Genomic DNA, 26,094 nt, shown 5'->3' on the forward strand with positions numbered 1-26,094 from the left:
GCGCTGGCGCTGGCCGTGGGCGTGCAGCTGCGGCTGGGGCTGCAGCCACTGCGTGCGCTGGGGGCGGCGCTGCAGGCCGTGCGCGCCGGCCGCGCCAGCCGGCTGCAGGGCGATTTTCCGAGCGAAGTGCAGCCGCTGGTGGATGATTTCAACCGTGTGCTGGCGCACGATGAGCAGGTGGTGGAGCGGGCACGCCGACTCGCCGGCAATTTGGCCCATGCGATCAAGACACCGCTGGCAGTGATGACCACACTGACCGACGACGCGACGCTGCCGCGCGCCGAGCTGGTTGCTCAGATGCAGGAGCAGATCGACGCGATGCGCCGCCAAGTGGACTGGCAGTTGCGCCGTGCGCGTGCCGCCAGTGCCAGTGCCGCGGCTCGGCGCGTGCCGGTGGCGCCGGTGCTGGAGGGGCTGGTGCGGCTGATGGGCAAGCTGTATGCCAGCCGCTCCGACGCCGCCGCTCGCGTCGTCGAACTGGCGCCGCCACCGCCCGGTCTGCATTTTGCTGGCGAGGTGCAGGATCTGCAGGAAATGGTGGGCAACCTGCTGGACAACGCCTGCAAGTGGGCGCGCGCACGTGTGCGGCTGCTCGCCTCGGGCCACGGGCAGCGTCTGTGCATCGCCGTGGAGGACGACGGCCCGGGGCTGTCGCCGGCGCAGCGCCAAGCGGTGCTGCAGCGCGGTGTGCGGGCCGATGAGCGCGTGCCAGGCAGCGGTCTGGGCCTGGACATCGTGCGCGAGGTGGCTGCACTCTACACTGGCGAGCTGCGCCTGTCGGTGGCGACGCTGGGTGGTTTGCGCGCCGAACTGTGGCTGCCGCGCGCCCCCGATAAACCGACGGACGGCAGCTGAACGGCGCGCTGGCGGGGAACTTCCCGCAAGGAGATCGGTCTCAGCGAGTAGATGTCATTCGGTTACGTGTACCGCGAAGCCGGGTGCATCCGGTGGTTGCACGGATGTAGGCCACAGTCTGCCGGGGCGGTTCTCCTCCTCCCTCCCTCCTCCTGTTGTCCCGGCGGGGGCTTCGCGGTACCTTTTTCTTCAGGCCGGTGGTAGCGTTTCCGCGAAGCTGGGGCGTTGCTGCAGCCGCTCGTGCAGGCGTGCCAGGTTGGGGTACGCGCTGCGCCAGTCGATGTCCGGGAAACGAAAATCCAGGTAGCCTAACGCTACTCCGACGGCGATATCGGCCAGCGTCAGGTGGATGCCGTGGTAATGCGCCCGGTCGCCCAGCCCCAAGCTCATGGCTTTGAGTGCCCGCAGTACCGTCTGCAGCTGACGTTCGACCCACGCCGCCGAGCGTTCGTGCGCGGCGCGCCCGGCCCAGGCCTGTTCCAGCCGCGCCGCCACCGCTGCGTCCAGCAGCCCGTCGGCCAGCGCTTCCCAGGTTTTTACTTCCAGCCGCTCGCGGCCGCTAGCCGGAATCAGCTTGCCCACCGGCGACAGCGTGTCCAGGTACTCGACGATGACGCGCGAGTCGAAGACTGCCTCGCCGCCTTCCATCACCAAGCAGGGGACTTTGCCGAGCGGATTGCTGTCCGTCACTGGAGAGTCGGGCGACCAGGGGTCGGCCAGCACGAACTGGCAGTCGAGCTTCTTCTCCGCCAGCACCACGCGCACTTTGCGCACGTAGGGGCTGGTCAGCGATCCGATCAGTTTGAGCTTCATGGTCGAGTCCGCATGTTCCGGAGGGGCTGCCGATTGTAGGGATTCTGCGCCATCGCCGCCCGGCGTCGCGGACCCGGAGGGCGCACCTACAATCGGGGCACTATGCATGCCCACGCTGACGCCCCTCTTGCACCCGATGCCGCCGTCACCGCCCTGTCGCCGCTGGATGGGCGCTACGCCGCCAAGCTGGCGGCGCTGCGGCCCATTTTTAGCGAGTACGGCTTCATGCAGCGGCGCGTGCAGGTGGAGTTGACGTGGTTCGAGCGCCTCAGCGACCTAGGCCTGCCGCAGTTTCCGCCACTGTCACTGGCGGCGCGGGCCCATCTGCGGCGCGTGGTGCGCGAGTTCTCACCTGCGGATGCGGCCGCCATCAAAGCGATTGAGCGCACCACCAACCACGACGTCAAGGCGGTGGAGTACTGGATCCGTGGCAACGCCGAGCTGGGCGTGCCAGGCGTGTTTGCCGGCTGGCCCGAGCTGCAGCGCGCCGGCGAGTTTGTGCACTTTGCCTGCACCAGCGAGGACATCAACAACACCAGCCACGCGCTGCAGCTGCAGGCCGGCCGCGCCGTGCTGCTACAGGGGCTGGATGCCATCATCGCGCGGCTGCGCGAGGCCGCCCACGCCTGGGCCGCGCAGCCCATGCTCAGCCGCACCCACGGACAGACCGCCAGCCCCACCACCGTGGGCAAGGAGCTGGCCAACGTGGTGGCGCGGCTGCAGGCAGCGCGCGAGCGCATTGCGACGGTACGGCTGCTGGCCAAGATGAACGGCGCGGTGGGCAACTACAACGCGCACGTCGTCGCCTGTCCCGAGGTGGACTGGGAGGCTTTTAGCCGCAGCGTGGTGGAGACGCCGGCGCCGGGCCCCGCCACACCCGCCGATGCGCCCATCGGCCTGGGGTTGACGTTCCAGCCCTACAGCATCCAGATCGAGCCGCACGACTATATGGCCGAGCTGTTCGACGCCGTGGCGCGCAGCAACACCATCCTGATCGACTGGGCGCGCGACGTCTGGGGCTACATCAGCCTGGGCTACTTCCGGCAAAAGCTCAAGGCCGGCGAGGTGGGCTCTTCCACCATGCCGCACAAGGTCAACCCGATCGACTTCGAAAACGCCGAAGGCAACCTGGGGCTGGCCAATGCGCTGCTGCGCCACCTGTCCGAGAAGCTGCCCATCAGCCGCTGGCAGCGTGACCTGACCGACTCGACCGTGCTGCGCAACATGGGCGTGGCGCTGGGCTACGCGGTGCTGGCGCACCAGTCGCTGCTCACCGGCCTGGGCAAGCTGGAGCTCGACCCGGCGGCGCTGGCGGCGGATCTGGACGCTGCGTGGGAGGTGCTGGCCGAACCCATCCAGACCGTGATGCGCCGCCATGGCGTGCCCGGCGCCTACGAAACACTCAAGGCCGCCACGCGCGGCCAGGCGGTGACGGCCGAGGCGCTACACGCGCTGATCGCGTCGCTGGACATTCCCGCTGAGGATAAGGCGCGGCTGCTGGCGCTGACGCCCGCCGACTATACGGGCTTGGCGTCGGCACTGGCGCGCCGGGTCTGAGCCTGGTTCTCGACGGCGCGCTCGGCGTAGAGGTTGTAGCGCCAAGCCCTGCCGTCGAGTGTGATGCGGCGCCAGACGGCGCGTTTTTCGCCGGGTGTCATCGTGGGCCAGCGGGTGACTTCGTCGTGCGTGCGCCCACAGCCCTTGCACACCGCATCGCCCTGGTTGGTGGAGCAAATGGCGATGCAAGGGGTGTCGGGCGTGGTGTCGTACCACGCTTTCCACGCGGCCCAGGCCGCGCGCGGCATGGTGCGCTCGTCCACTTCGTCTTCGCGGTAGTAGGCCATCAGCGCATAGACCTCGGCCAGCGCACGCAGTTCGGGACCGAGGGTGACGCCATCGGGTGACGGCGCGCGCGCGCGCCAATAGTTGATGGCGGCTTCGATATCGGTGATGTGGATGCCTGCCATGGGGCGCGATTGTGCCGCATGGGCCGCGCCGTCAGCGGCGACGGGCGGCCTCGGCGGCCTGGTCCTGCAGCAGGGCTTGCGCGTGGCGCGCCCGTGCGTCCAACACCGACAGCTCCAGCAGGTCGCGCTCGCCGCGCTCCTGCGCCAGCCGCTGCGCGGCGCGAAAGCGGTCCAGCGCGCCCTGAGGGTCGAGGCGGGCCAGCTGCGCCTCGCCTTCGGCGCGCGCCGCCGCCACCGGGCGGCTCATGGCGTGCAGCAGGCCGGCCAGCGTCAGCCAGGCGCTGCCGTCGTCCGGGTGTTGCACGCACCAGGCCTGCAGACGCGGCTGCACGCGGGCCGGCCACGGGGCTGCCGCCAGCGGCGCCACACGTGCCGCCAGCAGCAGACTGGCGCGGCTGCCGTCGGCCAGGGCTTGCTCCAGTGCGTCGGTCAAGCCGGTGCGCCCGTCGCCGGGCAGGACGGTGTCCGCGCCCGTCTGAAGCGACCCACCCGGGCGCGCCACCGCGGGGCTCGTTGGGGCCAGCATCAGCGCCAGTTCCAGTTCCAGCTGACGCGCGGCGCGCTGCGCGTCAGCGTCACCGGCGGCGGCATCCTTCACGGTGGTCAGCGCGCGCCAGGCGGCATCACCCTCGCGCAGCAGGGCCGCCGCCAGCGCCTGCGCATAGGGGCGAGCGGCACCGCTGCCGGTGCCGCTGGCGTGGGCGCGCAGGCGGTCGGGGGTGGGGTCGGCCAGCACGGCGGCGCGCGCCGCCATGAACGCGTGCAGGCGCGGCGAGACGGCCGCGGCACGTGACGGCGCAACGGCGGCCAAGGGCAGCCGCGCGCGCATGTCGGCTATGCGTTCGGTGGTCAACGGGTGGCTGCGCAGGTAGGGAAAGCTGCCGTCGTCGTTCAGACGGGCGGCCTGTTGTAACCGCTCAAACATACCGATGAATCCGTACCCATCGAAGCCCGCGCCCACCAGCAGCCCCAGGCCGATGCGGTCGGCCTCGCGCTCCATGTCGCGCGAGAAATTGAGCTGGTTTTGCAGCGCCACTGCCTGTCCGCCGGCGATGGCGGCGCTGGCGATGTCGGCGTTGCGCGAGGCGCTGGCCGCCAGCGCCCCCAGAATCATGGCTGCCAATACCAGCGGCGCCTGCTGGCTTTGCCGGCTGAGCAGCCGGGCGATGTGGCGCTGCGTGACGTGGCTGAGTTCGTGTGCCAGCACCGAGGCCAGTTCGTCGGCACTGCCGGTGACGGCGATCAGTCCCAGGTGCACGCCGAAATAGCCCCCGGGCAGGGCGAACGCGTTGACGGTGCGGTCGCGTCCGAGCAGCAGCCGCCAGGCGTAGCGCTCGGCCTGATCGTCGGGTAGGTCGCCGCGCTGGCGCGCCGCCTGCCACAGCGGCTGCCACAGGGCGGATAGGTAATCGTCCAGCGCCGGGTCGTCCAGATAAGCGGGGTCGCGGTAGAGACTGCGCGCGATCTGGTCACCGAGCCACCGCTCCTCGGTCACGGTCATGTCCGAGCCGTCACCCAGCGCAGGCAGTGGGTTGGCCCGGCTGGCCGATACCGCCAGCCCGCTACCCGCGCCCAGCGCGGGGGCCAGCCAAGGCAGCAGCGCGCGTGCCAGCGGCGCCGCAAACGCGCTGCGCAGTGCGCCGGCCAACCAGTGGCGGCGCGTGCAGGCGACGGGGCGCCAGCGTACGGCACCGGCCGCATCGGCCTGGGTGGCTGCGTCGGGTTGCGGTGCCGGTGGGGTGCCATGGGGCGTGTGCATAGCCGCTATGATCCCACGGTTGCGTCAAGATTCGCGCCGGTGCCGAGCCGGTCGTCCGTCAGCCGTCTGACGGCGTCGGCATTGCGCTGCCGTGCAACCGACTGTCAACCGTTTCGGATGAGGGGCCATGACCGCTGACCGTTGCCGCGCTGTGTCCGCACCCACCACGGATGAGGTGTCCCGGCCGGGTGTGGCCGACGTCTCTGCGGCGCCGGGCTCCGCAGGGGCCGGCGGCGATGGCGCCGCTGGTGTGCCCGCTTCTGGCACGCTGGCCGCAGTTCCGGCGCAGGGGTCGCCGCTGACGCATTTCGACGCGCAGGGGCAGGCGCACATGGTGGACGTCGGCGCCAAGGCCGCCACGCACCGGGTGGCGGTGGCGCAGGGCCGCATCACGATGCAGCCGGCGACGCTGGCATTGATCGAGCAGGGGTCGGCCCAGAAAGGCGACGTGCTGGGGGTGGCGCGCATTGCGGGCATCCTGGCCGCCAAGCGCACCAGCGAGCTGATTCCGCTGTGTCACCCGGTGGCGTTGACGCGCGTGGCACTGGACTTTGTCATCGAGCCCGAGCGGGGTGCCGTGCGGGTGCAGGCCACTGCCGAAACGGTGGGGCCGACCGGTGTGGAGATGGAAGCGCTGACCGCGGTGCAGGTGGCCCTGCTGACGATTTATGACATGTGCAAGGCGGTCGATCGTGGCATGGTGATGGGCGACGTGCGCCTGTTGGAAAAGCGCGGCGGCAAGTCGGGCCATTTTGTGGCGTGCTGAGTGGCGTCAGCCGCTGCTTGCGCTCGCGCCGGCGGGCGTTGGAATCAGTCCCCGCCGTTCGGGTGCCGCCGACTGCGGCGGCGTCCATGACGTTGCCCGGATGACGCTGCCCTGGGCGTCGGCGGTGCTGGTTTTTTAGCGGGACGCCACCGGGGCAGCGCTTGGCAGGGGCGATCCGGATCAATAGGAATAGACGCCGCGTCCGGTCTTGCGGCCGAGCCGTCCGGCCGCCACCAGTTCTTTCAGCAGCGGGCAGGGGCGGTACTTGCTGTCGTTGAACTCGGCGAAGTACACGTTCATCACCGCCAGGCACACGTCCAGCCCGATCATGTCGGCCAGCGCCAGCGGGCCGATCGGGTGGTTGCAGCCCAGCTTCATGCCGGCGTCGATGTCCTCGGGCGTGGCCAGCCCCTCGGCCAACACGAAGAAGGCTTCGTTGATCATCGGCACCAGGATGCGGTTGACCACGAAGCCCGGCGAGTTCTTGACCGTGATGGGTGTCTTGCCCAGGCGCAACGCGAGCGCGCGTACCGCATCGTGCGTGGCGTCGCTGGTTTGCAGGCCGCGGATGATCTCCACCAGCGCCATCATCGGCACCGGGTTGAAGAAGTGCATGCCAATGAAGCGGTCGGCACGGCCGGTGACGGCGCCCAGCTGCGTAATGCTGATGGAGCTGGTGTTGGTGGCCACCAGCGTCTCGGGCGCTAGCAGCGCGTCGAGCTGGCGCAGGATTTTGATTTTGAGTTCGAGGTTTTCGGTGGCGGCCTCGATGATGAGTTGCGCGCTTTTGAGATCGTCGTAGACGGTGGAGGTGCGGATGCGCGCCAGCGCGGCGTCCTTGTCGGCGGTGGAGATTTTTTCTTTCTTGATGAGCCGATCCAGGCTGGTGCCGATGGTGGACAGCCCTTTGGCGAGTGCGGCGTCGCTGATATCCACCATGACGACGTTGAGCCCGGTGGTGGCGCAGACCTGGGCGATGCCGTTGCCCATGGTGCCGGCGCCGACAATGCCGACGGTGTCGATGTGCATGTGTCTGACTCCTGTTGGGGTAGGGTGCGGAAACCCGATTATGCGGCGCTGCAAAAAGAACCCCCCACAGCGGGTGCTGTAGGGGGGCGGGTGGACTACGTCAGGCCAAGCAGGCCTGGCCTGCAGCGCCTGTCTACGGCACCGCTAGGGGCGAGGCTTAGGCGCCAGCCTTGGTGGCGCGCGGCGCCTTGGTGACGGTGCTGGCGGTGCTGACCATGGCCTTCAGGTTGGCTTCGGCCAGCTCGCTGGCCTGTTTGACCGCCTTCTGCACCGACTCCATAGCGGCGGCAGCGGTGGAGACCGCCTGCTTGACGGCGGCCACGGCCGGCTCGGTGCCTTGGGGCGCGTTCTTGACGGCGCTGTCGAGCGCGGCGAGAAATTGTTTGTGCGATTCGGCCGCCTGCGCCTCGGCCACCTTGGTGAATTCGGCGCTGACGCCGGTGGCGATGTCGTACAGATGGCGGTTGTAGGCGGCCACCTTCTCACCCAGCGGCTGCAGCATCGCGTTGTGCAGCGCCACCAAATCCTGCATATCCTTGACGGACAGCATGGCCTGCGTGTGCTCGGCCGTTTCGGCCAGCAGCGTCTTGGCGGTTTGCAGGTTCAGCTCGGCGAGCTTTTCCACGCCGGCCAGCGCCTTGTCGGCGAGGTCGAACGCGGTGGCGGCGTTTTTCTTGTGCACGGACATCATTTGTTCGATGGTCATCATGGCAGGACTCCTTGAGGTGGGTGGTGGACAGCAGTGTGTCGAGCGCTGGCTGGCCCGAGGGCCGCACGCGTTCCGCACTGGGAGTGCGCATGCTGCGCTGCAACATAAGTCTTAGTATAGGGGGACGCCGCCGGATTGCAAGGGATATTGTTGCGCTGCAACAAAAAACCGACGAACGGTCGTGGTGCTGGCGGGCAACCGAGGCGGCGGGTGTGCCAGGCCCCAGGGGTATCGCGGCGTCAGACGGGTGCTGGCTGCAGCGGCAGCTCCACCCAACGCAACTCCGGATCGTCGGGGTGGGGGCGGATCGAAAAGCCCAGCCGCTGCACCAGCGCCAGCATAGGCTGGTTTTCGCGCAGCACGGCGCCGACGATGCGCCGCGTGCCGTGATCGCGCAGGTAGTCGATGAGGCGCTGCATCAGCAGCCGTCCCAGGCCGCGGCCTTTGAGATCCGAGCGCACCAAAATGCCGTACTCGGCGGTGTCGTTGTCGGGGTCACAGATGCCGCGTACCTCGCCGATCGTCTCGGGCCGACCGTCGGGGCCGGTGCGCGTGGCGATGAAGGCCATCTCGCGGTCGTAGTCGATCTGGGTCAGGCGCGCCAGTTCGCTATGCTCGATGCTGCGCCGGCTGTAGAAGATGCGCAGCCGGATGTCCTGCGGGTCCATCTGCTCCAGAAAGGCCAGATGCTGCGCTTCGTCCTCGGGGCGGATCGGGCGCACGGTCAGCTGCTGGCCCTGCCAGTGCAGCGTCTGCACCAGTTCCTGCGGGTAGGGGCGGATGGCAAAGCGCGCTGCCCCCGCCGGTCTGTCTGGGCTCAGGCGCACACGCGCGTCCAGCGCCACGGCCCCGTCGGCATCGACGACTAGCGGGTTGATGTCGATTTCGGCGATCTCGGGCACGTCGGCCAGCAGCTGCGACACGGCCAGCAGCGTGCGGTGAATGCTGGGCCGGTGCGCAGGCGGCACGTCGCGGTAGCCGCGCAGCAGGCGAGCCACGCGCGTGCGCTCGATGAGCGACTCGGCCAGCGTGACGTTGAGCGGCGGCAGCGCCAGCGCCCGGTCGGCCACCACCTCGACTGCCGTGCCGCCCTGGCCAAACAGGATGACGGGGCCGAACAGCGGGTCGATGCTGGCGCCAACGATGAGCTCGTGCGCGTGGCGCCGCCGCACCATGGGTTGCACGGTAAAGCCCTCGACGCGCGCGTCGGGGCGACGCCAGGCCACGCACTCGAGCATGGCGCGCGCGGCCTCGCGCACTTCCTGCGCGTCGTGCAGATCAAGCCGCACGCCGCCGACATCGGACTTGTGCGTGATGTCGTCGGAGAGGATCTTCAGCACCACCGGGTAGCCTAGCGCATCTGCGGCGTCGGCCGCGGCCTGCGGGTCGGGGGCTGTGGTGCGCATGGGGGTGACGGGGATGCCCGCGCAGGCCAGAAGGGCCTTGGCCTGCGGCTCGGTCAGCCAGCTGCGGCCGGCCTGCAGCGCCGCCTCGACGATGCGCCGGATGCCGGACACATCAGGGGTCAGGCCCTCGGGTAGCGCGGGCGGCGTCTCCAGCAGCTCGGCCTGGTGGCGGTGGTACTGGCGCAGGAAGGAGAACGCGCGCACCGCCTCCTCGGGGGTGGGAAAGTCGGGGATGCCCGCGGCGCGAAAGCGCGCCCGTGCCGGTTCCACTGCACCGTGCCCCAGCCAGCAGCCCAGCACCCGCGGCGGGTGCTCGGCGGCCAGCGGCAGCAGCGCCTCGGCGATGGTGTCGCTGGGCACGATGGCGGTGGGCGCCTGGATGAACAAGATGGCGCTATCGCGGTCTTCGCGCAGCACGCGCAGCGCGTCCACGTAACGTTGCGCGGGCGCGTCGCCGATGATGTCCACCGGATTGGCGCGCGACCAGTTGCTGGGCAGCACGGCATCCAGCCGGGCCACCAGCTCGGGGGCCAGCGGCGTCAGCTCCACCCCCATGTGGGCTGCGGCGTCGGCGGCCATCACACCGGCGCCGCCGCCGTTGGTCAACACCAGCAGCCGTTCGCTGCGGTTGTCGCGAAAGCGCGCCAGCAGCTCTGCTGCCAGGAACAGCTGGTGCAGGGTATGGACGCGCAGCATACCCGCGCGCGAGATGGCGGCGTCGAATACGTCGTCCGACCCAGCCAGCGCCCCGGTGTGCGAAGCCGCGGCCCGACTGCCCTGCGCCGAGCGGCCCGACTTGACGAGGATGACGGGCTTGTTGCGCGCCGCCGCCCGTGCTGCCGACATGAACTTGCGCGGCGCGCTCACCGACTCGACGTACATCAGGATGGCGCGCGTGCGCGCATCGCTGCCCAGATAGTCCAGCAGGTCGCCAAAGTCGACGTCCGCCCCGTCACCCAGCGAGACGAAATGCGAAAAGCCGATGCCGCGGTGATTGGCCCAGTCGAGCACCGCGGTGACCAACGCGCCGGACTGCGACAGGAACGCGATCGGGCCGGGCTGCGCGTCGGCGTGGGCGAAGCTGGCGTTGAGCCCCAGGTGCGGCACCAGCATGCCAATGCAGTTCGGCCCCAGGATGCGCAGCGTGTGGCGCCGGGCGGCGTCCAGCATGGTCTGTTTCTGGCTGGCGCTCAATCCCGCGGTGACCACCACTGCGGCGCGCGTGCCGCTGTCGCCCAGTCGGGCGATCAGATCCGGCACGGTGGGCGGGGGTGTGCAGATCACGGCCAGGTCGGGGGCGGCGGGTAGGTCGTCCAGGTCGCGTGCCACCGGCACGCCCAGGTCGGGCTGACGCGGGTTGACGGCAAACAGCTCGCCGCGAAAGCCGCGCGCGAGGTTGTGCCAGACGGTGGCGCCGACGCTGCCGGGTCGGTCGGAGGCACCGAACACCGCCACGCGGCGCGGCGCGAACAGGTATTCGAGGTTGCGGATACTCATGGGCGGTGGTCGCAGCGGGAGGCGGACGCGGCAGCCGTGCCGGCGGTGGACGGCACTGGGGTGGAGCCGGGCGCGGCGGTGTCAGCGGGCGCGGCCGCACGTGCATGCGCCGCTGGCGTGTCCGCAGCGGTGGGCGCGGCCGTCGCGGTGTCGGGCATGATGCGCCCGGACGACGCCATCCAGGCGATCAGCGACGAGCGCATGGCTTCTTCCACCGACAGGTCGATGGGCGTGATCCAGCTGCGGGGCACGAACAGGGTGTAGCCGCCGATCATGTAGCCCATGGGTAGATACACGGCCACGCGGTCGCCGCGCAGGAAGCCTGCCGGCAGGTCGTGTGCCGACTGGCGCGTCACCAGCCCCACAGCCTCCCACTCGCTGCCGGGCGGCCGCAGCACCACCACTTGCTGCGACGGCGCATCTTTGGTATGCGGCGCGAAGTAGTCGGCAAAGCTCTTGAGCGAGTTGTAGATGCTCTTGACCACCGGCAGGTTGGTAAAGGGCAGTTCGATCCACTGCAGCAAGCGCGCGGTGGCCGCCGTGGAGACCAGGAAACCGGCCAGCAACACCAGCGCCGCCGTCAGCAGCAGCCCCAGGCCCGGCACGTAGAAGTCGCCGATGAGCGGCCGCAGCAGCTTCAGCGCCACCTGTTCCGACCAGACCACTAGGGCGTAGAGTACGTACAGCGTGATGCCGATGGGCAGCACGGTCAGCAGGCCTCGCAGGAAGTACTGGGACAGGCGCTTCATAGCCGCAGATGTAGCACATTTTGATGGCATACCCGTGGCGGCCCGCCTCATGCGCCGTGCGCGCCCCAGGGCTGCACGGCCGCCCATCGGGTCAGGCGGCCGGGTCGTGGCCGTCGCGGCGCAGCGCCAGGGCGGCGCGATAGAGCGCATCACGCGGGGCGCCGGTGATGGCGCTGGTCAGGCGGGCGGCGCTGGCGGCGGGCAGTTCCTGCAGCAGCAGCTGCAGCACGTGCTGCGCGTGGGGCGACAGGGCCTCGTGCGCGGCGTCGTGATCGGCCGTTGCGAGCGGGTGGATCAGGAGCGTAAACTCGCCGCGACGGCGTTGGGGGGCGGCGTTCAGCCACGCCGCGAAATCGGCGCAGGGCAGCGTCACCACCTCTTCGAACTGTTTGGTCAGTTCACGGCCCACGGTCAGCCGGCGCGCACCGAATGTGCGCAGTTCCTCGGCCAGGGTGTCGATGCGGTGCGGTGCCTCAAGTAGCAGCAGCCCGCTGTTGAGCCCGCGCCAGCGCTGCCAGGCGCGCTGGCGCGCCGCGCCACGCGCCGGCAGGAAGCCGACGACGGTCACCGCTCCTTCGGCAACGCCAGCGACGCTAAGCAGCGCCGTGACGCTGCTGGCACCGGGAACGGGCACGGTGCGCAACCCGGCAGCCTGCACCGCGGCACACAGGCGCGCGCCCGGGTCGCTGACACCGGGGGTGCCGGCGTCGCTGACATAGGCAATGCGCTGGCCGGCACGCAGCCGCGCCAGCACCACCTCGGCCATGCGCGCCTCGTTGTGTTCGTGCACCGCCAGCAACTCGGCTTGCACACCGCAGGCCTGCAGCAGGCGCGCGGTGTGGCGCGTGTCCTCACATGCCACCGCATCGGCCAGGTGCAGCACCTGCAGCGCACGCACGGTGATGTCGGCCACATTACCGATTGGCGTGGCCACCACGTACAGCGCTGAGGGCGGATAATGCTGCTGCCGCGCCAGTGCGAACAAGGCGGACAGGGAGCCGCTGGCGGGGTCGGCGCTATCGGGCGAAGCGGGGGGATTCACGATGCGAGGACAGCGAAGGACGACGGCAAACGACCCGGCGCAGCGCGTGCCGCCGCGCCGCACCGACCCCACCCGCGTGCGCGGCGACCGCGCCGAAACGCTGGCCCTGCAGTATCTGCAGGCGCGCGGCTTGCGGCTGGTGGCGCGCAACGTGCGCAGCCCCGGACGGGGCGGCGGCGAGGTGGACCTCATTATGGCCGAGCCGGACGGCACGCTGGTCTTCGTGGAAGTTCGCCAGCGCAGCAGCGACGCGCACGGGGGCGCTGCCGCCAGCATTGGCTGGGCCAAGCAGCGCCGCATCGTGTTTGCGGCGCGGCACTTTCTGGCCCGGCTGCACAGCGTGCCGCCGTGCCGCTTCGATGCGGTGCTGGTGGACGGGGAACTCGAGCGCGCGCAGGCGCCTCGCATCGAGTGGATTCGGGCGGCGTTCGAGGCCGGTGCCTGGGACTGACCCGATAAGATAGCGGCGTATGCTTTTGCACCGTATTCAACAGCACTTCGTCGACGGTGCCGATCTGCAGTTCCAGTGTGCGCAGGCGGTGGGGCCAGCACTGGAGGCGGCGGTGGGGGTTGTGCTGGCCGGGTTGACTGGCGGCGGCAAGGTGCTGGCCTGGGGCAGCGGGGTATCGGCGGCCTTGGCGCAGTCCTTCGTGGCGCAGCTGGTGGGGCGCTTCGAGCGTGACCGGCCCGAGCTGGCCGCCCTGGCGCTGGGGGCCAACGCGGCCATCGTCACCAGCGCGCTGGGCACCGAAGCCGCCGCAGAGCCGATGGTGCGCCAGTTGCGCGCGCTGGGTATGCCGGGTGACGTGCTGGTGCTGATTTGCGCCGGCGTGCCGGGGCCGGATGCGTTGGCCGCTGTGGCGGCGGCGCACGAGCGCGAAATGACCGTCGTGGCCCTGACGGGTACCCGCGCCGGAGAACTGCTGGCGCTGTTGCGGGAGAGCGATGTGCTGGTGTCGGTGCCGACGGAGCGCGCCGCCCGCGTGCACGAGGCGCAACTGGTGGCGCTGCACGCGCTGTGCGACGCGCTGGATGTGCAACTGCTCGGCGACGAGCTGGAAACGGAGAACCTCGAACCATGAATGCTTCGTCTGCCCTGCTGGCCCGCCGTGGCCTGCTGTTGCTGACCGCCGGTGCGCTCGGCGCCTCGCTGCTGGGGGCGCTGAGTGGCTGCGCGCCGCTGGTGGCCGGCGCCGCCGTGGGGGGCGCCGTGCTGGTGGCTACCGACCGGCGCACCACCGCCACCCAGCTCGAGGATCAGACGATCGAGATGAAGGCGTCCCACCGGCTGCGCGAGCAGCTGGGCGAGCGCGCGCGCATCAACGTCACCAGCTACAACCGGCGCGTGCTGTTGACCGGGGAGGTGGCCTCGGAGGCCGACCGACAGACGGCGCTGCGGGTGGTGCGCGGGGTGGAGAACGTGCTGGGCCTGATCGACGAGTTGGCCGTGATGGGGTCGCCCTCGCTGACCGCACGGTCGGCCGATGCGCTGGTGACCGCGCGGGTGAAGGCCGCACTGGTGGATGCCAAGGATTTGTCGGCCAATGCCTTCAAGGTGACGACCGAGCGCGGCACCGTGTATCTGATGGGGCTGGTGACGCCGCGCGAAGCCGACCGTGCCACTGAGATTGCGCGCTCGATCTCCGGCGTGCAGCGCGTGGTGCGCGTCTTCGAGTTCATCACCGAAGCCGATCTGGCGCGCATGCAGGCGGCCCGGCCGAGCGCCGCCGACCATTCTCCGGGCCGCTGAGCTGGGGTGCCAGCGGGCGGGCGGTCTGCGCGTCGGCCCGCACGTGCGGCTTCAGCGGCGCAGGCGCCGGATCAGGCTCGACGTATCCCAGCGGCCGCCGCCCATGGCCTGCACGTCGGCGTAGAACTGATCCACCAAAGCGGTGACGGGCAGCGTGCTGCCATTGCGCCTGGCTTCCTCCAGCACCAGCCCCAGATCCTTGCGCATCCAGTCGACCGCGAAGCCAAAGTCGAAGCGGTCTTCCACCATCGTCTTGCCGCGGTTGTCCAATTGCCAGCTCTGCGCGGCGCCCTTGCCGATGACGTCCAGCACCAGCGGCATGTCGAGCCCGGCGCGCAGCCCAAACGCAATGGCCTCCGACAGTCCCTGCAGCAGCCCGGCGATCGCAATCTGGTTGACCATTTTGGCCAGCTGGCCAGAGCCGCTGTTGCCGATGCGGGTGACGGCGCGCGCGTAAGCGGCGATGACGGGGCGGGCGCGCTCGAACGGTTCGGGGTCTGCGCCGCACATGACGGTGAGCACGCCGCCCTGCGCGCCAGCCTGACCGCCTGACACCGGAGCGTCGATGAAATGCAGGCCGCGCTGGCGGGCTGCAGCGTACAGCTCGCGCGCCACGTTAGCCGAGGCGGTGGTGTGATCGACGAAGATGGCCTCCGGCGCCATGCCGGCAAATGCGCCCGCCTCGCCCCACACGACGCTGCGCAGATCGTCGTCGTTGCCAACGCAGGCGAACACGAATTCGGCGCCCTGCACCGCAGCGCGCGGTGTCGGGGCCGCGTCGACGCCCAGATGCGCAAACGTCTGCACGAAAGTCTGCGCCTTGGCCGGGGTGCGGTTGTAGACGGTGACACGGTGCCCAGCCAGGGCCAGATGGGCGGCCATGGGGTAGCCCATGACGCCCAGTCCCAGAAAAGCGACACGGCGCGGGGCCGTGACCTCGTAGTGGGCTTTGGGTTGGATGGCGGTGGTGCTCACGACGATCAAACGATTCGCAGGTGTTCGGTGCCGGCGGCCAGATCGCTGGTGCGCGCGCGCTGGCTTTCCAGCTTGATGCGCAGCTTGATGTCGTTTTGCGAGTCGGCGTTGCGCACCGCGTCCTCGTAGGATATCTGGTGGGCCTCGAAAGCGTTAAACAGTGCCTGGTCGAAGGTCTGCATGCCCACTTCGGTGCTGCGCTTCATCACTTCCTTGATCTCCTGTACTTCTCCCTTCATGATCAGGTCGGCGATCAGCGCGCTGTTGAGCAGCACCTCGACGATGGCCACTCGCCCCTTGCCATCCTCGCGTGGCAGCAGGCGCTGTGCCACCATGCCGCGCAGGTTGAGCGACACGTCCTTGAGCAGCTGCTGGTGGCGGTCTTGCGGGAAGAAGTTGATGATACGCTCCATGGCCTGATTGGCGCTGTTGGCGTGCAGCGTGGCCAGACAGAGGTGGCCGGTCTCGGAAAACGCGATCGCGTGCTCCATGGTCTCGCGATCGCGAATTTCCCCCATCAGGATTACGTTGGGGGCCTGCCGCAGCGAATTCTTCAGCGCCACCTCCCAGCTGTCGGTGTCGAGGCCGACCTCGCGCTGCGTGATGATGCAGTTCTTGTGCGTGTGCACGAATTCGATCGGGTCTTCGATGGTGACGATGTGATCGTGCGTGTGCTCATTGCGCCAGTCCACCATCGCGGCCAGCGTGGTCGATTTGCCGGTGCCGGTGCCCCCCACCACGATGCAGATGCCGCGCTTGGACAGTGCCAGCTGCTTGAGGATCTGCGGCAGACCGAGCTCGTCGATGGTCGGAATCTTGGACGGGATGGTGCGCAGCACCAAGCCCACTTTGCCCATCTGCACGAAGGCGTTGACGCGGAAGCGCCCGATGCCGGCCGGCGCGATGGCGAAGTTGCACTCCTTGGTGCGCTCGAACTCCGCCGCCTGCTTGTCGTTCATGATGGCGCGCGCCAGCGCCTGCGTGTGCTGTCCGGTGAGCGGTTGCGGCGACACCTTGGTGATGACGCCATCGACCTTGATGGCGGGCGGAAAGTCCGCGGTCAAAAACAGGTCGCTGCCGTTGCGGCTGACCAGCAGCCGCAGCAGTTCGTGAATGAAGTGACTGGCTTGGTCGCGTTCCATGGTGTGCGCACACGGGCGGGTCGGTCGGAGGGGTGGGCTGACGCAGGGCCTACAGCGGGAAGTTTTCCGGGTTCTTTGCCTTGGTGCGCGCCTCGGCCGCAGTGATGACATTGCGCCGCACCAGGTCGATCAGGGCCTGGTCGAGCGTCTGCATGCCGTGCTGCTGACCGGTCTGGATGGCGGAGTACATCTGCGCCACCTTGTTTTCGCGAATCAGGTTGCGGATCGCAGGTGTGCCGATCATGATCTCGTGTGCGGCCACGCGGCCCTTGCCGTCGGCGGTCTTGAGCAGCGTCTGCGAGATCACCGCCACCAGCGATTCGGACAGCATGGCGCGAATCATGTCCTTTTCCTCGGCGGGGAAAACATCGACGATACGGTCGACGGTTTTGGCAGCACTGGAGGTGTGCAGCGTACCAAACACCAGGTGCCCAGTCTCGGCGGCGGTCATCGCCAGCCGGATGGTTTCCAGGTCGCGCATCTCACCGACCAGGATCACGTCCGGGTCTTCACGCAGCGCCGAACGCAGCGCCGCCGCGAACGAGTGCGTCATCGGCCCGACCTCGCGTTGGTTGACCAGGCTTTTCTTCGATTCGTGTACGAACTCGATTGGGTCCTCGATGGTGAGGATGTGACCCGGGTCGTGCTCGTTGCGGTGATCGACCATCGCCGCCAGTGTGGTCGATTTGCCCGAGCCGGTGGGGCCGGTGACCAGCACCAGCCCGCGCGGCTTCATGGCCAGGTCGGCAAAGATGCGCGGGGCATTGAGGTCCTGCAGCGTCAGCACCTTGGACGGAATGGTGCGAAATACCGCGGCGGCACCGCGGTGCTGGTTGAAGGCGTTGACCCGAAAGCGCGACAGACCGGCGATCTCGAACGAGAAGTCGCACTCCAGGAACTCCTCGTACGCCTTGCGCTGGGCATCGGTCATGATGTCGTACACCATGCCGTGCACCCGTTTGTGGTCCAGCGGCTCGAGATTGATGCGACGCACGTCGCCATGCACCCGTATCATCGGCGGCAGCCCGGCCGACAGGTGCAGGTCCGAAGCATTGTTCTTGACGGCAAAAGCCAGCAGTTGGGTGACATCCATCGAAGAGCGCTTTCGCGAGATCGTTTTCGTTGACGTGCCGCAGGCGGCGCGTACCTCCATCCCTTTGACATTCCCATTATGGCAACGATTGCAAACAACCTCCAAGCTGTGCAGCAGCGTATTGCGCGTGCCTGTGTGGCCTGCGGACGGGACCCGGCCACGGTGCGGCTGTTGGCGGTGTCCAAAACCTTCGGCCCTGACGCGGTGGCAGCCGCCGCGGCGGCCGGGCAGCGGGCCTTCGGGGAAAACTATGTCCAAGAGGGTGTAGCCAAGATCGAGACGCTGCGCGAGGCGGGCGTGGTGGGGCTGGAGTGGCACTGCATCGGGCCGCTGCAAAGCAACAAGACGCGCGCCGTGGCCGAGCACTTCGACTGGGTGCAGTCGGTGGACCGGCTGCGCATCGCCGAGCGCCTCAGCGCCCAGCGTCCCGCGCACCGGCCGCCGCTGCAGGTGTGCATCCAGGTCAATGTGGATGGCGCAGCCACCAAGGCGGGCGTGTCGCCGGCGGAGGCGCTGGCGCTGGCGCGTGCGGTGGCGGCGCTGCCCCGGTTGCGCCTGCGCGGCGTGATGGCCATTCCCGATCCGGCACCGCACCCGCAGGCGATGCGCGCCGTCTTTGCCCGGGTGGCCGAGGTGTTCGAGACACTGCGCCAAGCGCTGCAGGCGCCACCCGATTTCGATACCGTGTCGATGGGCATGAGCGATGACCTGGAGGCGGCGATTGCTGCGGGCAGCACCATGGTGCGCGTGGGCAGCGCGATTTTTGGGCGGCGGTTGTACGCCAACCCGCCGTCCAACCGGCCAGCGTAGACCGCGACCGTTTCGGTAACACTGAAGTCACGGCTGGTCCCCCAGGGGGGGCTGGAGTATCCCCCTCCTGCCTTCCCGCGAAGCCGTGAGGCGCCCCGGCCGTAGGGTTCAGTCCAGCGTCATCAAGCTGGCGTTGCCGCCTGCGGCGGCGGTGTTGGTGCTGCGGCTGCGCTCCACCACCAGCGGCAGCAGCGGGGTGGCCGCGCCCTGCCACCGGAACAGCGGGATCACCGGCCCGGGCCGCGCGGCCAGCGCTGCCTGTGCGGTCAGCAGTGCGGCTGCATCGCCAGCGAACAGGGCGGTATCGGTGGCAGCGGCGGCAGGTACGCTGTCGGGAGCGCACGGCAGTGCCTCGGCGCCGTGTTGGTGCACCCAGGTCGCCATCGCGTCGCGCACGGCCGCATCAGCGCTCAGGCACAGCACCGTCTGCCGCGGCAGCAATTGGTAGGTGTCGCGCTGTCCGGTGGGGCCGCGCAGCACCACCGGGGCGCGCCAGTCATCCGGGTGGGGCGCGTCGCTAAACGCCAGCGCGCGCGCCACGGCGTCGGACGGGGCGTTGGCCAGCAGCCGGTACAGCAGCAGCGGCCCGCCCGCTTTCGGGCCCGTTCCAGACAACCCCTCGCCGCCAAAGGGCTGCACCCCCACCACGGCCCCCACCATATTGCGGTTGACGTAGTGGTTGCCCGCGCGCACCGCAGCGCACAGGTGTTCGATGGTTTCATCGATGCGGCTGTGCACGCCGAAGGTCAGCCCGTAGCCGGTGGCGTGGATGGCGTCGATGAGCTGCGGCAGCCGCTCGCGCCGCCAGCGCAGCACGTGTAGCACGGGACCGAAGACTTCCTGTCGCAGTTGCGCTAGGTCGTCGATTTCGATGAGCGTGGGCGGCACGAAGGTGCCGACGGCAGCCTCGGCGGGCAGGGGCGGCTGCCAGACGCGGCAGCCGCGTGTGCGCATGGCATCGATGTGCGCAGCGATGGTGCGCTGGGCGTCGGCGTCGATCACTGGGCCGACGTCGGTGGCCAGTTCCCCGGGGTCGCCCACGCGCAGCTGCGCCATGGCGCCACGCAGCAGCGTCAGCAGCCGCTCGGCGACTTCCTCTTGCACACACAGCACGCGCAGCGCCGAGCAGCGCTGGCCCGCACTGTCGAAGGCCGAGGTGATGACGTCTTGCACCACCTGCTCCGGCAGCGCCGAGGTGTCCACCACCATGGCGTTCTGGCCGCCGGTTTCGGCCACCAGCACGGGCGGGCAGACCTGCCCGTCGGCCCGTGTCACCACGCGCTGTGCCAGCGTGCGCTGCAGCAGCCGCGCCACTTCGGTGGAGCCGGTGAACAGCACCGCCGCCACGCGCGCGTCGGCCACCAGCGCCGCGCCCACCGTCTCGCCCGCGCCGGGCAGCAGCTGCAGCACCGCGCGTGGCACACCCGCTTGGTGCAGCAGCGCGGTCATGCGCGCGGCCACCAGCGGTGTTTGCTCGGCGGGCTTGGCCAGCACCACGTTGCCCGCTGCCAGCGCGGCGGCGATTTGCCCGGTAAAGATGGCCAGTGGAAAGTTCCAGGGGCTAATGCACACCGCCACGCCCCAGGGCTGGGCATCGTGCGGCCAGTGGGGGTCGGTGATTTGGGCGGCATAGAAGCGCAGGAAGTCGATCGCCTCGCGCACCTCGGCCACGGCGTTGGCGGCGGTTTTGCCCGCTTCGCGCATCAGCAGCGCGCAGAAGGCGGGCAGGTCGTCCTGCAGCGCGTCGGCGGCGCGACACAGCGCCTGCGCGCGCGCGGCGGAGGCGGTGGCGGCCCAGGTGGCGGCATGGGCGGCCGCTGCCGTCAGCGCCGCCGCCACGTCGTCGGCGGTGGCTTCCTGCGCAAGGCCCACCCGCTGCGCCTGGCGCGCCGGGTTGTGGATGGCGCGCGCGGGGCGCGTGCCCGCTGCCGTGTCGCTCGCCAGTAGCGGGGCGGCGTGGACCGCTGTGGCGTCGAGCGCATCGAGTGCCGCCTGCAGGCGGTGCAGGCTGTCTTCGTCGGTCAGGTCTAGACCCGCGCTGTTGTGCCGCTGCGCGCTGTACAGCGCCGTCGGGGCTGCAATCAGCGGGTGGGGCAGCCCGAGCGTGCCTTCGGCCTGTGCCCAGGCCTGCACTGTGTGCACGGGGTGTTCGATGAGCGCCTGAACCGGCGTGTTGGCGTCGGCGATGCGGTGCACGAACGAGGTGTTGGCCCCGTTTTCCAGCAGGCGGCGCACCAGATAGGCCAGCAGCGTTTCATGGGTGCCCACCGGGGCGTAGATGCGGCACGGACGGCCCAGCCCGCCCGCCGCCACGGGTGCCACCACCTGCTCGTACAGCGGCTCGCCCATGCCGTGCAGGCACTGAAACTCGTATTGGTGTGGATGCCAGGCGGCGGGGTCGGCCATTTCGTAGATGGCCGCCAAGGTCTGCGCGTTGTGGGTGGCAAATTGCGGAAACACCGCATCGGGTGCGGCCAGCAGCGCGCGTGCACAGGCCAGGTAGGACACGTCGGTGTAGGCTTTGCGGGTGTAGACGGGATAGTCCAGCCCGTCGAGCTGGGCGCGCTTGATCTCGCTGTCCCAGTAGGCCCCCTTGACCAGCCGCACCAGCAGGCGGTGGCCGCTGCGGCGCGCCAGGGCGATGACGTGATCGACTACCGCAGGGGCGCGTTTTTGATAAGCCTGAATGACGAAGCCGATGCCGTCCCATCCGGCCAGCGACGGCTCGTGGCACAGCCGCTCCAATAGATCGAGCGACAGCTCCAGGCGGTCGCACTCCTCGGCGTCGATATGCAAGCCGATGTTGACCGCTCGAGCCGCCTCGGCCAGTGTGCGCAGCCGTGGGTAGAGCTCGTCCATGACGCGCGCGTACTGGGCGCGGCTGTAGCGCGGGTGCAGCGCCGACAGCTTGATGGACACCCCCGGTCCGTCGATGACGCCCCGCCCGCCGTTGGCCGCGCCGATGGCCTCGATGGCCATGCGATATGCGTCAAAGTAGCGCTGCGCGTCGTCTTCGGTCAGTGCCGCCTCGCCCAGCATGTCGTAGGAGTAGCGAAAGCCCTGCGCCTGGCGTCGCTGGGCGCGCCGCAACGCTTCGGCGATGGTTTGGCCGGTGACGAACTGCTCGCCCATCAGTCGCATCGCCAGATCCACGCCTTTGCGCACCAGCGGTTCGCCGCCGCGGCGCAGCAACGCTGTCAGCGCCCCGCCCAAGCCGTCTTCGCTGTGGGTGGCGGCGAGCTTGCCAGTCAGCAGCAGGCCCCAGGTGGCAGCATTGACGAACAGCGATGGGCTGCGGCCTAGATGCGCGCGCCAGTCGCCGCGGCCGATTTTGTCGCGGATGAGTGCATCCCGCGTGGCCGCGTCAGGAATGCGCAGCAGCGCCTCGGCCAAGCACATCAGCGCCACGCCCTCGTGCGACGACAGCGCATACTCCTGCAGCAGGGCTTGCGCCAGCCCTTCGCGGCCGGCTTGTGGGGCGCGCGAGCGCAAGCCCTGCACCAGCCGCTGCGCCAGCGCGTCGATGCGCGCGCGCTGCGCCGTATCGGGCTGGGCGCGCTGCAGTAGCGCCCGCAGCAGATCGGGTTCGGGGGCGCGGTGCAGGGGGTGTAGCGCCGCCATGGTTGCGGCGCGCGCGATAACCGGGCTGGCCCAGCGCAGGCAGGGGCTGCCGCTAGGGGTTGGCTGCAGGTGGAGCGTGTCGGTGGCAGCGTTCATGGCAAACGATGATCAGGGCTGAACAAGTGCAGAGTGTGATACCTTATTAACTGAATGAGATTCGAAAAAATGACCTTGCGACAGAAAAAAGCACTAACGTCGGGCCTGTTGGAATGATTTTCTGTGGTGCCCGATCCGTGCTGCGTGCAGTGCCGTGCTCAACCCGCACCCCCATGAGCGACCTTGACCGTATCGACCTCCGTATCCTCGACGTGCTGCAGCGCGACGGGCGCATCACCAACCTGAAGCTGGCCGAGACCGTAGCGCTGTCGCCGACGGCAGTGCTGGCGCGCGTGCAGCGCCTCACGCGCGAGGGCTACATCCTGGGCTACGAGGCGCGCCTCAACCCCGCCAAGCTGGGCGCGGGGCTGCTGGTGTTCGTGGAGGTGCTGCTGGACCGCACCACGCCCAACGTGTTCGAGGAGTTCAAGGCGGCGGTGCAGGCGTCGCCGCAGGTGCTGGAGTGCCACATGGTGGCTGGCGGCTTCGACTATCTGGTGAAAACGCGCGTGGCAGACATGGCCGACTACCGGCGCTTTGCCGGCGATGTGCTGTGGCAGCTGCCGGGCGTGCGCGAGACCCGCACCTATGCGGTGATGGAGGAGGTCAAGCACACCCACCGCCTGCCGCTGTTTTGATCGGCGGGCCCGCGCTGGTGTGCCCCCTTTTCGTCTGGCCGCGCAGCGGCAGGCGTCGCGTCAAGCCGCACGACGCAGCGCTGCTCTGCGCGCACGCAAGATGCCGAACAGGTTTTTCGGGTCGTCCAGCTCAGGGATGAGGTCCAGCTCCTGGCCCAGCCCCAGCCGCTTGGCCGCTTCATGCACCACGCGCAGCGCGGAAAAATCCTCTAGCGCAAAGCCCACGGAATCGAATACCGTGACCTCGGTGGCACTCGCTCGTCCCGGGGCCTGGCCGGTGAGCACCTGCCACAGTTCAGTGACCGGAAAGTCGGCAGGCAACTGCTGGATGTCGCCCTCGATGCGCGTCTGCGGCGCATATTCGACGAACACGCGCGCGCCGCGCAGCACGTCGGCATGCAGCTCGGTCTTGCCCGGGCAGTCGCCACCCACGGCATTGATGTGCATGCCCGGCTCGACCATCTCCGGCGTCAGGATGGTGGCGTTGGTTTTATCGGCCGTGACGGTGGTGACGATGTCGGCCCCGCGCACCGCCTCGGCGGTGCTGGCGCAGCGCGTCAGCGTCAGGCCGCTGTCGGCCAGGTTGGCGATGAGTTTGTCGGTGGCCGCAGGGTCGATGTCGAACAGGCGCAGCTCTCGAATGCCCAGCAGGTGCTGGAACGCCAGCGCCTGGAATTCGGCCTGCGCGCCGTTGCCGATCAGCGCCATGACGCGGCTGTCGGGACGCGCCAGTACTTGCGCCGCCAGCGCCGAGGTGGCGGCGGTGCGCAGCGCGGTGGTCAGCGTCAGCTCACTGAGCAGCAGCGGCGCGCCGGTGGCCACGTCAGCCAGCACGCCAAAGGCCATCACCGTGGGCAGGCCCTCGTGCGTGTTTTTCGGGTGGCCGTTGACGTACTTGAAGCTGTAGCGCTGCGCGTCGGCGATCGGCATCAACTCGATGACGCCTACTGGCGAGTGATGGGCTACGCGCGCGCTTTTGTCGAACTCGCTCCAGCGGCAAAAGTCGGCCCGGATGGCGGCGGCCATCTCGCGCAGGCAGGTCGGCACGCCCAGCGTCTGCACCAGGCGCACCAGCGCAGGGGCGCTGAGGTAACGGGGGGTCGGCCGCAGGGCGGTCGGGGAAGTCATGTTCAGGTTCTCCGGTCGGGTCATTGCGCTCGGGTCATTGAAATGGGGGAGACCGTCGGCGCGAGGGCCCCCGCGGGCGCCGCGGAGCGTCATCACCACGGTCCGCCGCCGACGGTTGCCGTGGAGCGCAGTGTTGCGCAAGACTGTATCAATGTAAAACGGCAAAACGCTGGCACAATGGTGATTCACTGTCATATCGTCAGGAGCTATTGATCAAAATGGCAAAGGGTGCGGTCACCGTCCAGCGAGGCCGGGTCGTATGGGGTTTGCGGTCAGGGCGCTCCACGCTGCGCGGCCGGTCCGCGCCGTGTGCACCATCGATTGCCGGATGAGGAGGCCAAAGATGAGCGTATGGGAGGATCTGCGCCGTGTGTACGATGCACCGCCACGCGCTCGCGCCGACAGGCCGGGCAGCGCGCGAGCCGTCGGGGCGATGGCCGTGGCCGCTGCGGAGAACCGCTGCCATGGATGAGCTCGACCATGCCCTGATCGCGCTGCTGCGGCACAACGCGCGCCTGAGCGTGGCCGACCTGGCGCACAAGCTCAAGGTCTCGCGCGGCACCGTCACCAACCGGATGCGCCGCCTGGAGGACAAGCAGGTGATCCTGGGCTATACGGTGCGGTTGCGGCCCGAGTCCGAGCCCGACCGCATCCGCGCCTGGATGAGCATCCTGGTGGAGGGCAACCAGACGCGCGCGGTGATCGCCAGCCTGCTGGGGGAGCCGGGTGTGGTCAAACTGCACGACACCAACGGCCGCTGGGACTTATTGGCCGAGTTGGAGGCGACCTCGATGCACGAGCTGTCGGACATCCTGGAGCGCATCCGGCTCATCAAGGGCATTCACAGCACCGAAACCAGCATCCACCTGCGCACCTACCGCTGACGGCGCGGCGAGTCGGCCCAGCGTCGCGCTGCAGCGGTGCGACGGTCTGGTCCGGTCTCGGATGTGCTACAGCGCGGCCGTAGCGACGATTTCGATCTTCCAGCGCGGGTCGGCCAGCCGCGCCTGCACGGTGGCGCGCGGCGGCGTGTGGCCAGCCGGCACCCAGGCGTCCCAGACGCGATTCATGCCCTCGTAATCGGCTAGGTCGGCCAAGAAGATCTGCACCATCAGCAGCCGGGTCTTGTCGGTGCCGACGCGCGCCAACAGCGCATCGACCATGCCCAGCACCTGCCGCGTCTGGCCTTCGATATCCTGGGTCGGATCGCCCGGCACCTGCCCGGCCAGGTAGACCGTGCCGTTGTGAATGGCCATTTCCGACAGGCGGGGGCCGACATCGAAGCGTTGCACCATGGTGGTTGATCGGTTGTCCTCACGGCGGGGGAGGGGTCAACGCCGTTGCGGGGGCCACTGTCGGGCCGCGTGCAGCACCCGCACCTCCTCACCGACGACGGCGTAGACCAGAATATAGTTCGGATGAACCACCAGCTCGCGGGTGCCGGCGACGCGACCGGGGCGACCCATGCCGGGTTGATCGACCAGCCGCCCGGCGTTATCCGCTATACACTCGTCCAGCGCCACTGCAGCAGCCGGGTTGTCGGCTTCGATGTACTCGTAGATATCGCTGCGATCCTGTATCGCCTCGGGTGTCCAGAACAACAGCGTCATTCGATGGACGCGGCAAGCCGACGGCGTGTGGCTGCCCGCTTGGCAGCAAAACGCGCTTCAACCTCAGCTGCCGTCGTCAGATGGCCGGCCTTGGCGGAGTCAAGACCGATATGCACTTGGCGGCGAAACCAGACGTCATGCTCGGCGGCTTCCTGCTGCTGCCGAACGTAGTCGCGCATGAAGTCGCGCAGAAGCTGCGCGGCATGGCGGTCGCGGCTTTTGGCCGCCGCGGCGAACTGGGATTTCAGCGCTTTATCGACCCGGAACGTAAAAGTGGCCTCATTCATGGTGAGGGCGCTGTCGTTGGTTGTTACAGGGTGACTGGGTGGGAACATCGTAGCACCGAACGCCGCGTCCGGGCAGGGGCGCGGGAATGGGGGCGAATGGATGGGAGGTTTGTTCTTGGCCGAGGCGTTGGCGTGCTGCTCGGCTGTAGTCTACGCTTGTCAAAGGCACCCACCCGGTTGCTGGGTGGGCGTGGACCGATCCCGTGCAAAGGCGCGAAAGACAGGCTAGATCATTTCCCCCGGTTGTGATCCCCGACCGGCGATGCCGACACGGCAGCGCGGTCGGACTGGGCTTCTGCGCCAGCCAGCGGCAGCGTAAACCAGAAGGTGGCGCCCGCGTTGGGGCGTGCGG

The 26,094-nt window shown here is 69.0% G+C and carries 25 protein-coding genes; 9 read left to right on the forward strand and 16 right to left on the reverse strand.

Features of this window, described 5'->3' with window-relative positions; translation table 11 throughout:
* The coding region (locus V7Z54_RS04805; protein ID WP_334134769.1) for an ATP-binding protein at positions 1–855 on the forward strand (855 nt) is incomplete at its 5' end.
* Positions 856–1,044: 189 nt separating this feature from the next.
* On the opposite strand, the gene V7Z54_RS04810 is transcribed toward V7Z54_RS04805, so the two are convergent.
* Positions 1,045–1,668 carry a glutathione S-transferase N-terminal domain-containing protein gene (locus tag V7Z54_RS04810; RefSeq protein WP_334134770.1) on the reverse strand — a complete coding sequence of 208 codons (624 nt, stop codon included), beginning with the start codon at positions 1,666–1,668 and terminating at the stop codon, positions 1,045–1,047.
* A 102-nt stretch (positions 1,669–1,770) separates the two neighbouring features.
* On the opposite strand from V7Z54_RS04810, the gene purB reads away from it, so the two are divergent.
* A complete protein-coding gene (gene purB, locus V7Z54_RS04815; protein ID WP_334134771.1) occupies positions 1,771–3,225 on the forward strand; it encodes an adenylosuccinate lyase in 1,455 nt (484 codons plus the stop codon).
* Here the strand turns inward: purB and V7Z54_RS04820 are convergent.
* Entirely contained in the window at positions 3,186–3,635 is a 450-nt protein-coding gene (locus tag V7Z54_RS04820) for a DUF3717 domain-containing protein (protein WP_334134772.1), read from the reverse strand. The two genes, purB and V7Z54_RS04820, sit on opposite strands and share 40 nt — an antisense overlap.
* Positions 3,636–3,666: 31 nt before the next feature.
* Positions 3,667–5,394, reverse strand: a complete 1,728-nt coding sequence (locus tag V7Z54_RS04825) for a M48 family metalloprotease (protein ID WP_334134774.1) — start codon at positions 5,392–5,394, stop codon at positions 3,667–3,669.
* 268 nt (positions 5,395–5,662) lie between these two features.
* Between V7Z54_RS04825 and moaC the strand changes: the two genes are divergently transcribed.
* Positions 5,663–6,160, forward strand: coding sequence for a cyclic pyranopterin monophosphate synthase MoaC (gene moaC / locus V7Z54_RS04830; protein ID WP_334134801.1), 498 nt, complete (start codon positions 5,663–5,665; stop codon positions 6,158–6,160).
* Positions 6,161–6,340: 180 nt separating this feature from the next.
* On the opposite strand, the gene V7Z54_RS04835 is transcribed toward moaC, so the two are convergent.
* From V7Z54_RS04835 to rsmI, 5 genes are all read right to left on the reverse strand, one after another.
* Positions 6,341–7,189 (reverse strand): 3-hydroxybutyryl-CoA dehydrogenase, encoded by an 849-nt coding sequence (locus tag V7Z54_RS04835; protein ID WP_334134775.1) that lies wholly within the window; start codon positions 7,187–7,189, stop codon positions 6,341–6,343.
* Between the two features lie 157 nt (positions 7,190–7,346).
* Positions 7,347–7,898 (reverse strand): TIGR01841 family phasin, encoded by a 552-nt coding sequence (gene phaP / locus V7Z54_RS04840; protein WP_334134777.1) that lies wholly within the window; start codon positions 7,896–7,898, stop codon positions 7,347–7,349.
* A 239-nt stretch (positions 7,899–8,137) separates the two neighbouring features.
* Positions 8,138–10,801 carry a bifunctional acetate--CoA ligase family protein/GNAT family N-acetyltransferase gene (locus tag V7Z54_RS04845; RefSeq protein ID WP_334134778.1) on the reverse strand — a complete coding sequence of 888 codons (2,664 nt, stop codon included), beginning with the start codon at positions 10,799–10,801 and terminating at the stop codon, positions 8,138–8,140.
* Positions 10,798–11,550: a DUF502 domain-containing protein gene (locus V7Z54_RS04850; RefSeq protein ID WP_334134779.1), complete on the reverse strand. Its 753-nt coding sequence runs from the start codon at positions 11,548–11,550 to the stop codon at positions 10,798–10,800. The genes V7Z54_RS04845 and V7Z54_RS04850 overlap by 4 nt, the downstream gene beginning before the upstream one ends.
* Positions 11,551–11,641: 91 nt before the next feature.
* Positions 11,642–12,592, reverse strand: coding sequence for a 16S rRNA (cytidine(1402)-2'-O)-methyltransferase (gene rsmI, locus V7Z54_RS04855; protein WP_443082430.1), 951 nt, complete (start codon positions 12,590–12,592; stop codon positions 11,642–11,644).
* A gap of 1 nt (position 12,593) precedes the next feature.
* Between rsmI and V7Z54_RS04860 the strand changes: the two genes are divergently transcribed.
* From V7Z54_RS04860 to V7Z54_RS04870, 3 genes are read left to right on the forward strand one after another with little or no spacing between them, the layout of a single operon-like run.
* Positions 12,594–13,043 carry a YraN family protein gene (locus V7Z54_RS04860; protein ID WP_443082431.1) on the forward strand — a complete coding sequence of 150 codons (450 nt, stop codon included), beginning with the start codon at positions 12,594–12,596 and terminating at the stop codon, positions 13,041–13,043.
* A 19-nt stretch (positions 13,044–13,062) separates the two neighbouring features.
* On the forward strand, positions 13,063–13,674 hold the full coding sequence (locus V7Z54_RS04865) for an SIS domain-containing protein (RefSeq protein WP_334134782.1): 612 nt from the start codon (positions 13,063–13,065) through the stop codon (positions 13,672–13,674).
* Positions 13,671–14,342, forward strand: coding sequence for a BON domain-containing protein (locus V7Z54_RS04870; protein ID WP_334134784.1), 672 nt, complete (start codon positions 13,671–13,673; stop codon positions 14,340–14,342). The genes V7Z54_RS04865 and V7Z54_RS04870 overlap by 4 nt, the downstream gene beginning before the upstream one ends.
* Before the next feature lie 51 nt (positions 14,343–14,393).
* On the opposite strand, the gene V7Z54_RS04875 is transcribed toward V7Z54_RS04870, so the two are convergent.
* Genes V7Z54_RS04875 through V7Z54_RS04885 form a run of 3 tightly spaced genes read right to left on the reverse strand, consistent with a single transcriptional unit; the run spans position 14,394 to position 17,552 of the window.
* Positions 14,394–15,317, reverse strand: coding sequence for an NAD(P)-dependent oxidoreductase (locus tag V7Z54_RS04875; RefSeq protein WP_334134785.1), 924 nt, complete (start codon positions 15,315–15,317; stop codon positions 14,394–14,396).
* Between the two features lie 5 nt (positions 15,318–15,322).
* Positions 15,323–16,459, reverse strand: a complete 1,137-nt coding sequence (locus V7Z54_RS04880; RefSeq protein ID WP_334134787.1) for a PilT/PilU family type 4a pilus ATPase — start codon at positions 16,457–16,459, stop codon at positions 15,323–15,325.
* Positions 16,460–16,508: 49 nt separating this feature from the next.
* Positions 16,509–17,552, reverse strand: a complete 1,044-nt coding sequence (locus tag V7Z54_RS04885) for a type IV pilus twitching motility protein PilT (RefSeq protein ID WP_334134788.1) — start codon at positions 17,550–17,552, stop codon at positions 16,509–16,511.
* A gap of 78 nt (positions 17,553–17,630) precedes the next feature.
* On the opposite strand from V7Z54_RS04885, the gene V7Z54_RS04890 reads away from it, so the two are divergent.
* Complete coding sequence (locus V7Z54_RS04890; protein WP_334134789.1) at positions 17,631–18,362, forward strand: YggS family pyridoxal phosphate-dependent enzyme; 732 nt, start codon at positions 17,631–17,633, stop codon at positions 18,360–18,362.
* Positions 18,363–18,470: 108 nt separating this feature from the next.
* On the opposite strand, the gene putA is transcribed toward V7Z54_RS04890, so the two are convergent.
* Positions 18,471–22,079, reverse strand: coding sequence for a bifunctional proline dehydrogenase/L-glutamate gamma-semialdehyde dehydrogenase PutA (gene putA / locus V7Z54_RS04895; protein WP_334134790.1), 3,609 nt, complete (start codon positions 22,077–22,079; stop codon positions 18,471–18,473).
* A 173-nt stretch (positions 22,080–22,252) separates the two neighbouring features.
* On the opposite strand from putA, the gene V7Z54_RS04900 reads away from it, so the two are divergent.
* The gene (locus V7Z54_RS04900; protein ID WP_334134792.1) at positions 22,253–22,717 is read left to right on the forward strand and encodes an Lrp/AsnC ligand binding domain-containing protein; all 465 of its coding nucleotides are present in this window, start codon (positions 22,253–22,255) and stop codon (positions 22,715–22,717) included.
* A 60-nt stretch (positions 22,718–22,777) separates the two neighbouring features.
* On the opposite strand, the gene V7Z54_RS04905 is transcribed toward V7Z54_RS04900, so the two are convergent.
* Positions 22,778–23,845, reverse strand: coding sequence for an ornithine cyclodeaminase (locus V7Z54_RS04905; protein WP_334134793.1), 1,068 nt, complete (start codon positions 23,843–23,845; stop codon positions 22,778–22,780).
* A 464-nt stretch (positions 23,846–24,309) separates the two neighbouring features.
* Between V7Z54_RS04905 and V7Z54_RS04910 the strand changes: the two genes are divergently transcribed.
* Positions 24,310–24,729: an Lrp/AsnC family transcriptional regulator gene (locus V7Z54_RS04910; RefSeq protein ID WP_334134795.1), complete on the forward strand. Its 420-nt coding sequence runs from the start codon at positions 24,310–24,312 to the stop codon at positions 24,727–24,729.
* Between the two features lie 66 nt (positions 24,730–24,795).
* On the opposite strand, the gene V7Z54_RS04915 is transcribed toward V7Z54_RS04910, so the two are convergent.
* The 3 genes from V7Z54_RS04915 to V7Z54_RS04925 are packed head-to-tail and all read right to left on the reverse strand — an operon-like array spanning position 24,796 to position 25,742.
* Complete coding sequence (locus tag V7Z54_RS04915) at positions 24,796–25,140, reverse strand: RidA family protein (RefSeq protein WP_334134797.1); 345 nt, start codon at positions 25,138–25,140, stop codon at positions 24,796–24,798.
* A 36-nt stretch (positions 25,141–25,176) separates the two neighbouring features.
* A complete protein-coding gene (locus V7Z54_RS04920) occupies positions 25,177–25,455 on the reverse strand; it encodes a type II toxin-antitoxin system RelE/ParE family toxin (RefSeq protein WP_334134798.1) in 279 nt (92 codons plus the stop codon).
* Positions 25,452–25,742 carry a CopG family ribbon-helix-helix protein gene (locus V7Z54_RS04925; RefSeq protein ID WP_334134799.1) on the reverse strand — a complete coding sequence of 97 codons (291 nt, stop codon included), beginning with the start codon at positions 25,740–25,742 and terminating at the stop codon, positions 25,452–25,454. The genes V7Z54_RS04920 and V7Z54_RS04925 overlap by 4 nt, the downstream gene beginning before the upstream one ends.
* Positions 25,743–26,094 lie beyond the last annotated feature (352 nt).

The organism is Tepidimonas sp. (genome assembly GCF_036824975.1).
In the GTDB taxonomy this organism is placed as follows: domain Bacteria; phylum Pseudomonadota; class Gammaproteobacteria; order Burkholderiales; family Burkholderiaceae_C; genus Tepidimonas.

Bases quoted from the DNA above. Each gene is read 5' to 3' on its own strand.
- V7Z54_RS04925 (WP_334134799.1), bottom strand. From the start codon at position 25,742: ATGAATGAGGCCACTTTTACGTTCCGGGTCGATAAAGCGCTGAAATCC.
- V7Z54_RS04810 (WP_334134770.1), bottom strand. From the start codon at position 1,668: ATGAAGCTCAAACTGATCGGATCGCTGACCAGCCCCTACGTGCGCAAA.
- V7Z54_RS04880 (WP_334134787.1), bottom strand. From the start codon at position 16,459: ATGGAACGCGACCAAGCCAGTCACTTCATTCACGAACTGCTGCGGCTG.
- phaP (WP_334134777.1), bottom strand. From the start codon at position 7,898: ATGATGACCATCGAACAAATGATGTCCGTGCACAAGAAAAACGCCGCC.
- V7Z54_RS04845 (WP_334134778.1), bottom strand. From the start codon at position 10,801: ATGAGTATCCGCAACCTCGAATACCTGTTCGCGCCGCGCCGCGTGGCG.
- V7Z54_RS04825 (WP_334134774.1), bottom strand. From the start codon at position 5,394: ATGCACACGCCCCATGGCACCCCACCGGCACCGCAACCCGACGCAGCC.
- V7Z54_RS04915 (WP_334134797.1), bottom strand. From the start codon at position 25,140: ATGGTGCAACGCTTCGATGTCGGCCCCCGCCTGTCGGAAATGGCCATT.
- V7Z54_RS04860 (WP_443082431.1), top strand. From the start codon at position 12,594: ATGCGAGGACAGCGAAGGACGACGGCAAACGACCCGGCGCAGCGCGTG.
- V7Z54_RS04905 (WP_334134793.1), bottom strand. From the start codon at position 23,845: ATGACTTCCCCGACCGCCCTGCGGCCGACCCCCCGTTACCTCAGCGCC.
- V7Z54_RS04885 (WP_334134788.1), bottom strand. From the start codon at position 17,552: ATGGATGTCACCCAACTGCTGGCTTTTGCCGTCAAGAACAATGCTTCG.
- V7Z54_RS04890 (WP_334134789.1), top strand. From the start codon at position 17,631: ATGGCAACGATTGCAAACAACCTCCAAGCTGTGCAGCAGCGTATTGCG.
- V7Z54_RS04910 (WP_334134795.1), top strand. From the start codon at position 24,310: ATGGATGAGCTCGACCATGCCCTGATCGCGCTGCTGCGGCACAACGCG.
- putA (WP_334134790.1), bottom strand. From the start codon at position 22,079: ATGAACGCTGCCACCGACACGCTCCACCTGCAGCCAACCCCTAGCGGC.
- V7Z54_RS04900 (WP_334134792.1), top strand. From the start codon at position 22,253: ATGAGCGACCTTGACCGTATCGACCTCCGTATCCTCGACGTGCTGCAG.
- V7Z54_RS04870 (WP_334134784.1), top strand. From the start codon at position 13,671: ATGAATGCTTCGTCTGCCCTGCTGGCCCGCCGTGGCCTGCTGTTGCTG.
- V7Z54_RS04835 (WP_334134775.1), bottom strand. From the start codon at position 7,189: ATGCACATCGACACCGTCGGCATTGTCGGCGCCGGCACCATGGGCAAC.
- V7Z54_RS04820 (WP_334134772.1), bottom strand. From the start codon at position 3,635: ATGGCAGGCATCCACATCACCGATATCGAAGCCGCCATCAACTATTGG.
- purB (WP_334134771.1), top strand. From the start codon at position 1,771: ATGCATGCCCACGCTGACGCCCCTCTTGCACCCGATGCCGCCGTCACC.
- V7Z54_RS04850 (WP_334134779.1), bottom strand. From the start codon at position 11,550: ATGAAGCGCCTGTCCCAGTACTTCCTGCGAGGCCTGCTGACCGTGCTG.
- V7Z54_RS04865 (WP_334134782.1), top strand. From the start codon at position 13,063: ATGCTTTTGCACCGTATTCAACAGCACTTCGTCGACGGTGCCGATCTG.
- V7Z54_RS04920 (WP_334134798.1), bottom strand. From the start codon at position 25,455: ATGACGCTGTTGTTCTGGACACCCGAGGCGATACAGGATCGCAGCGAT.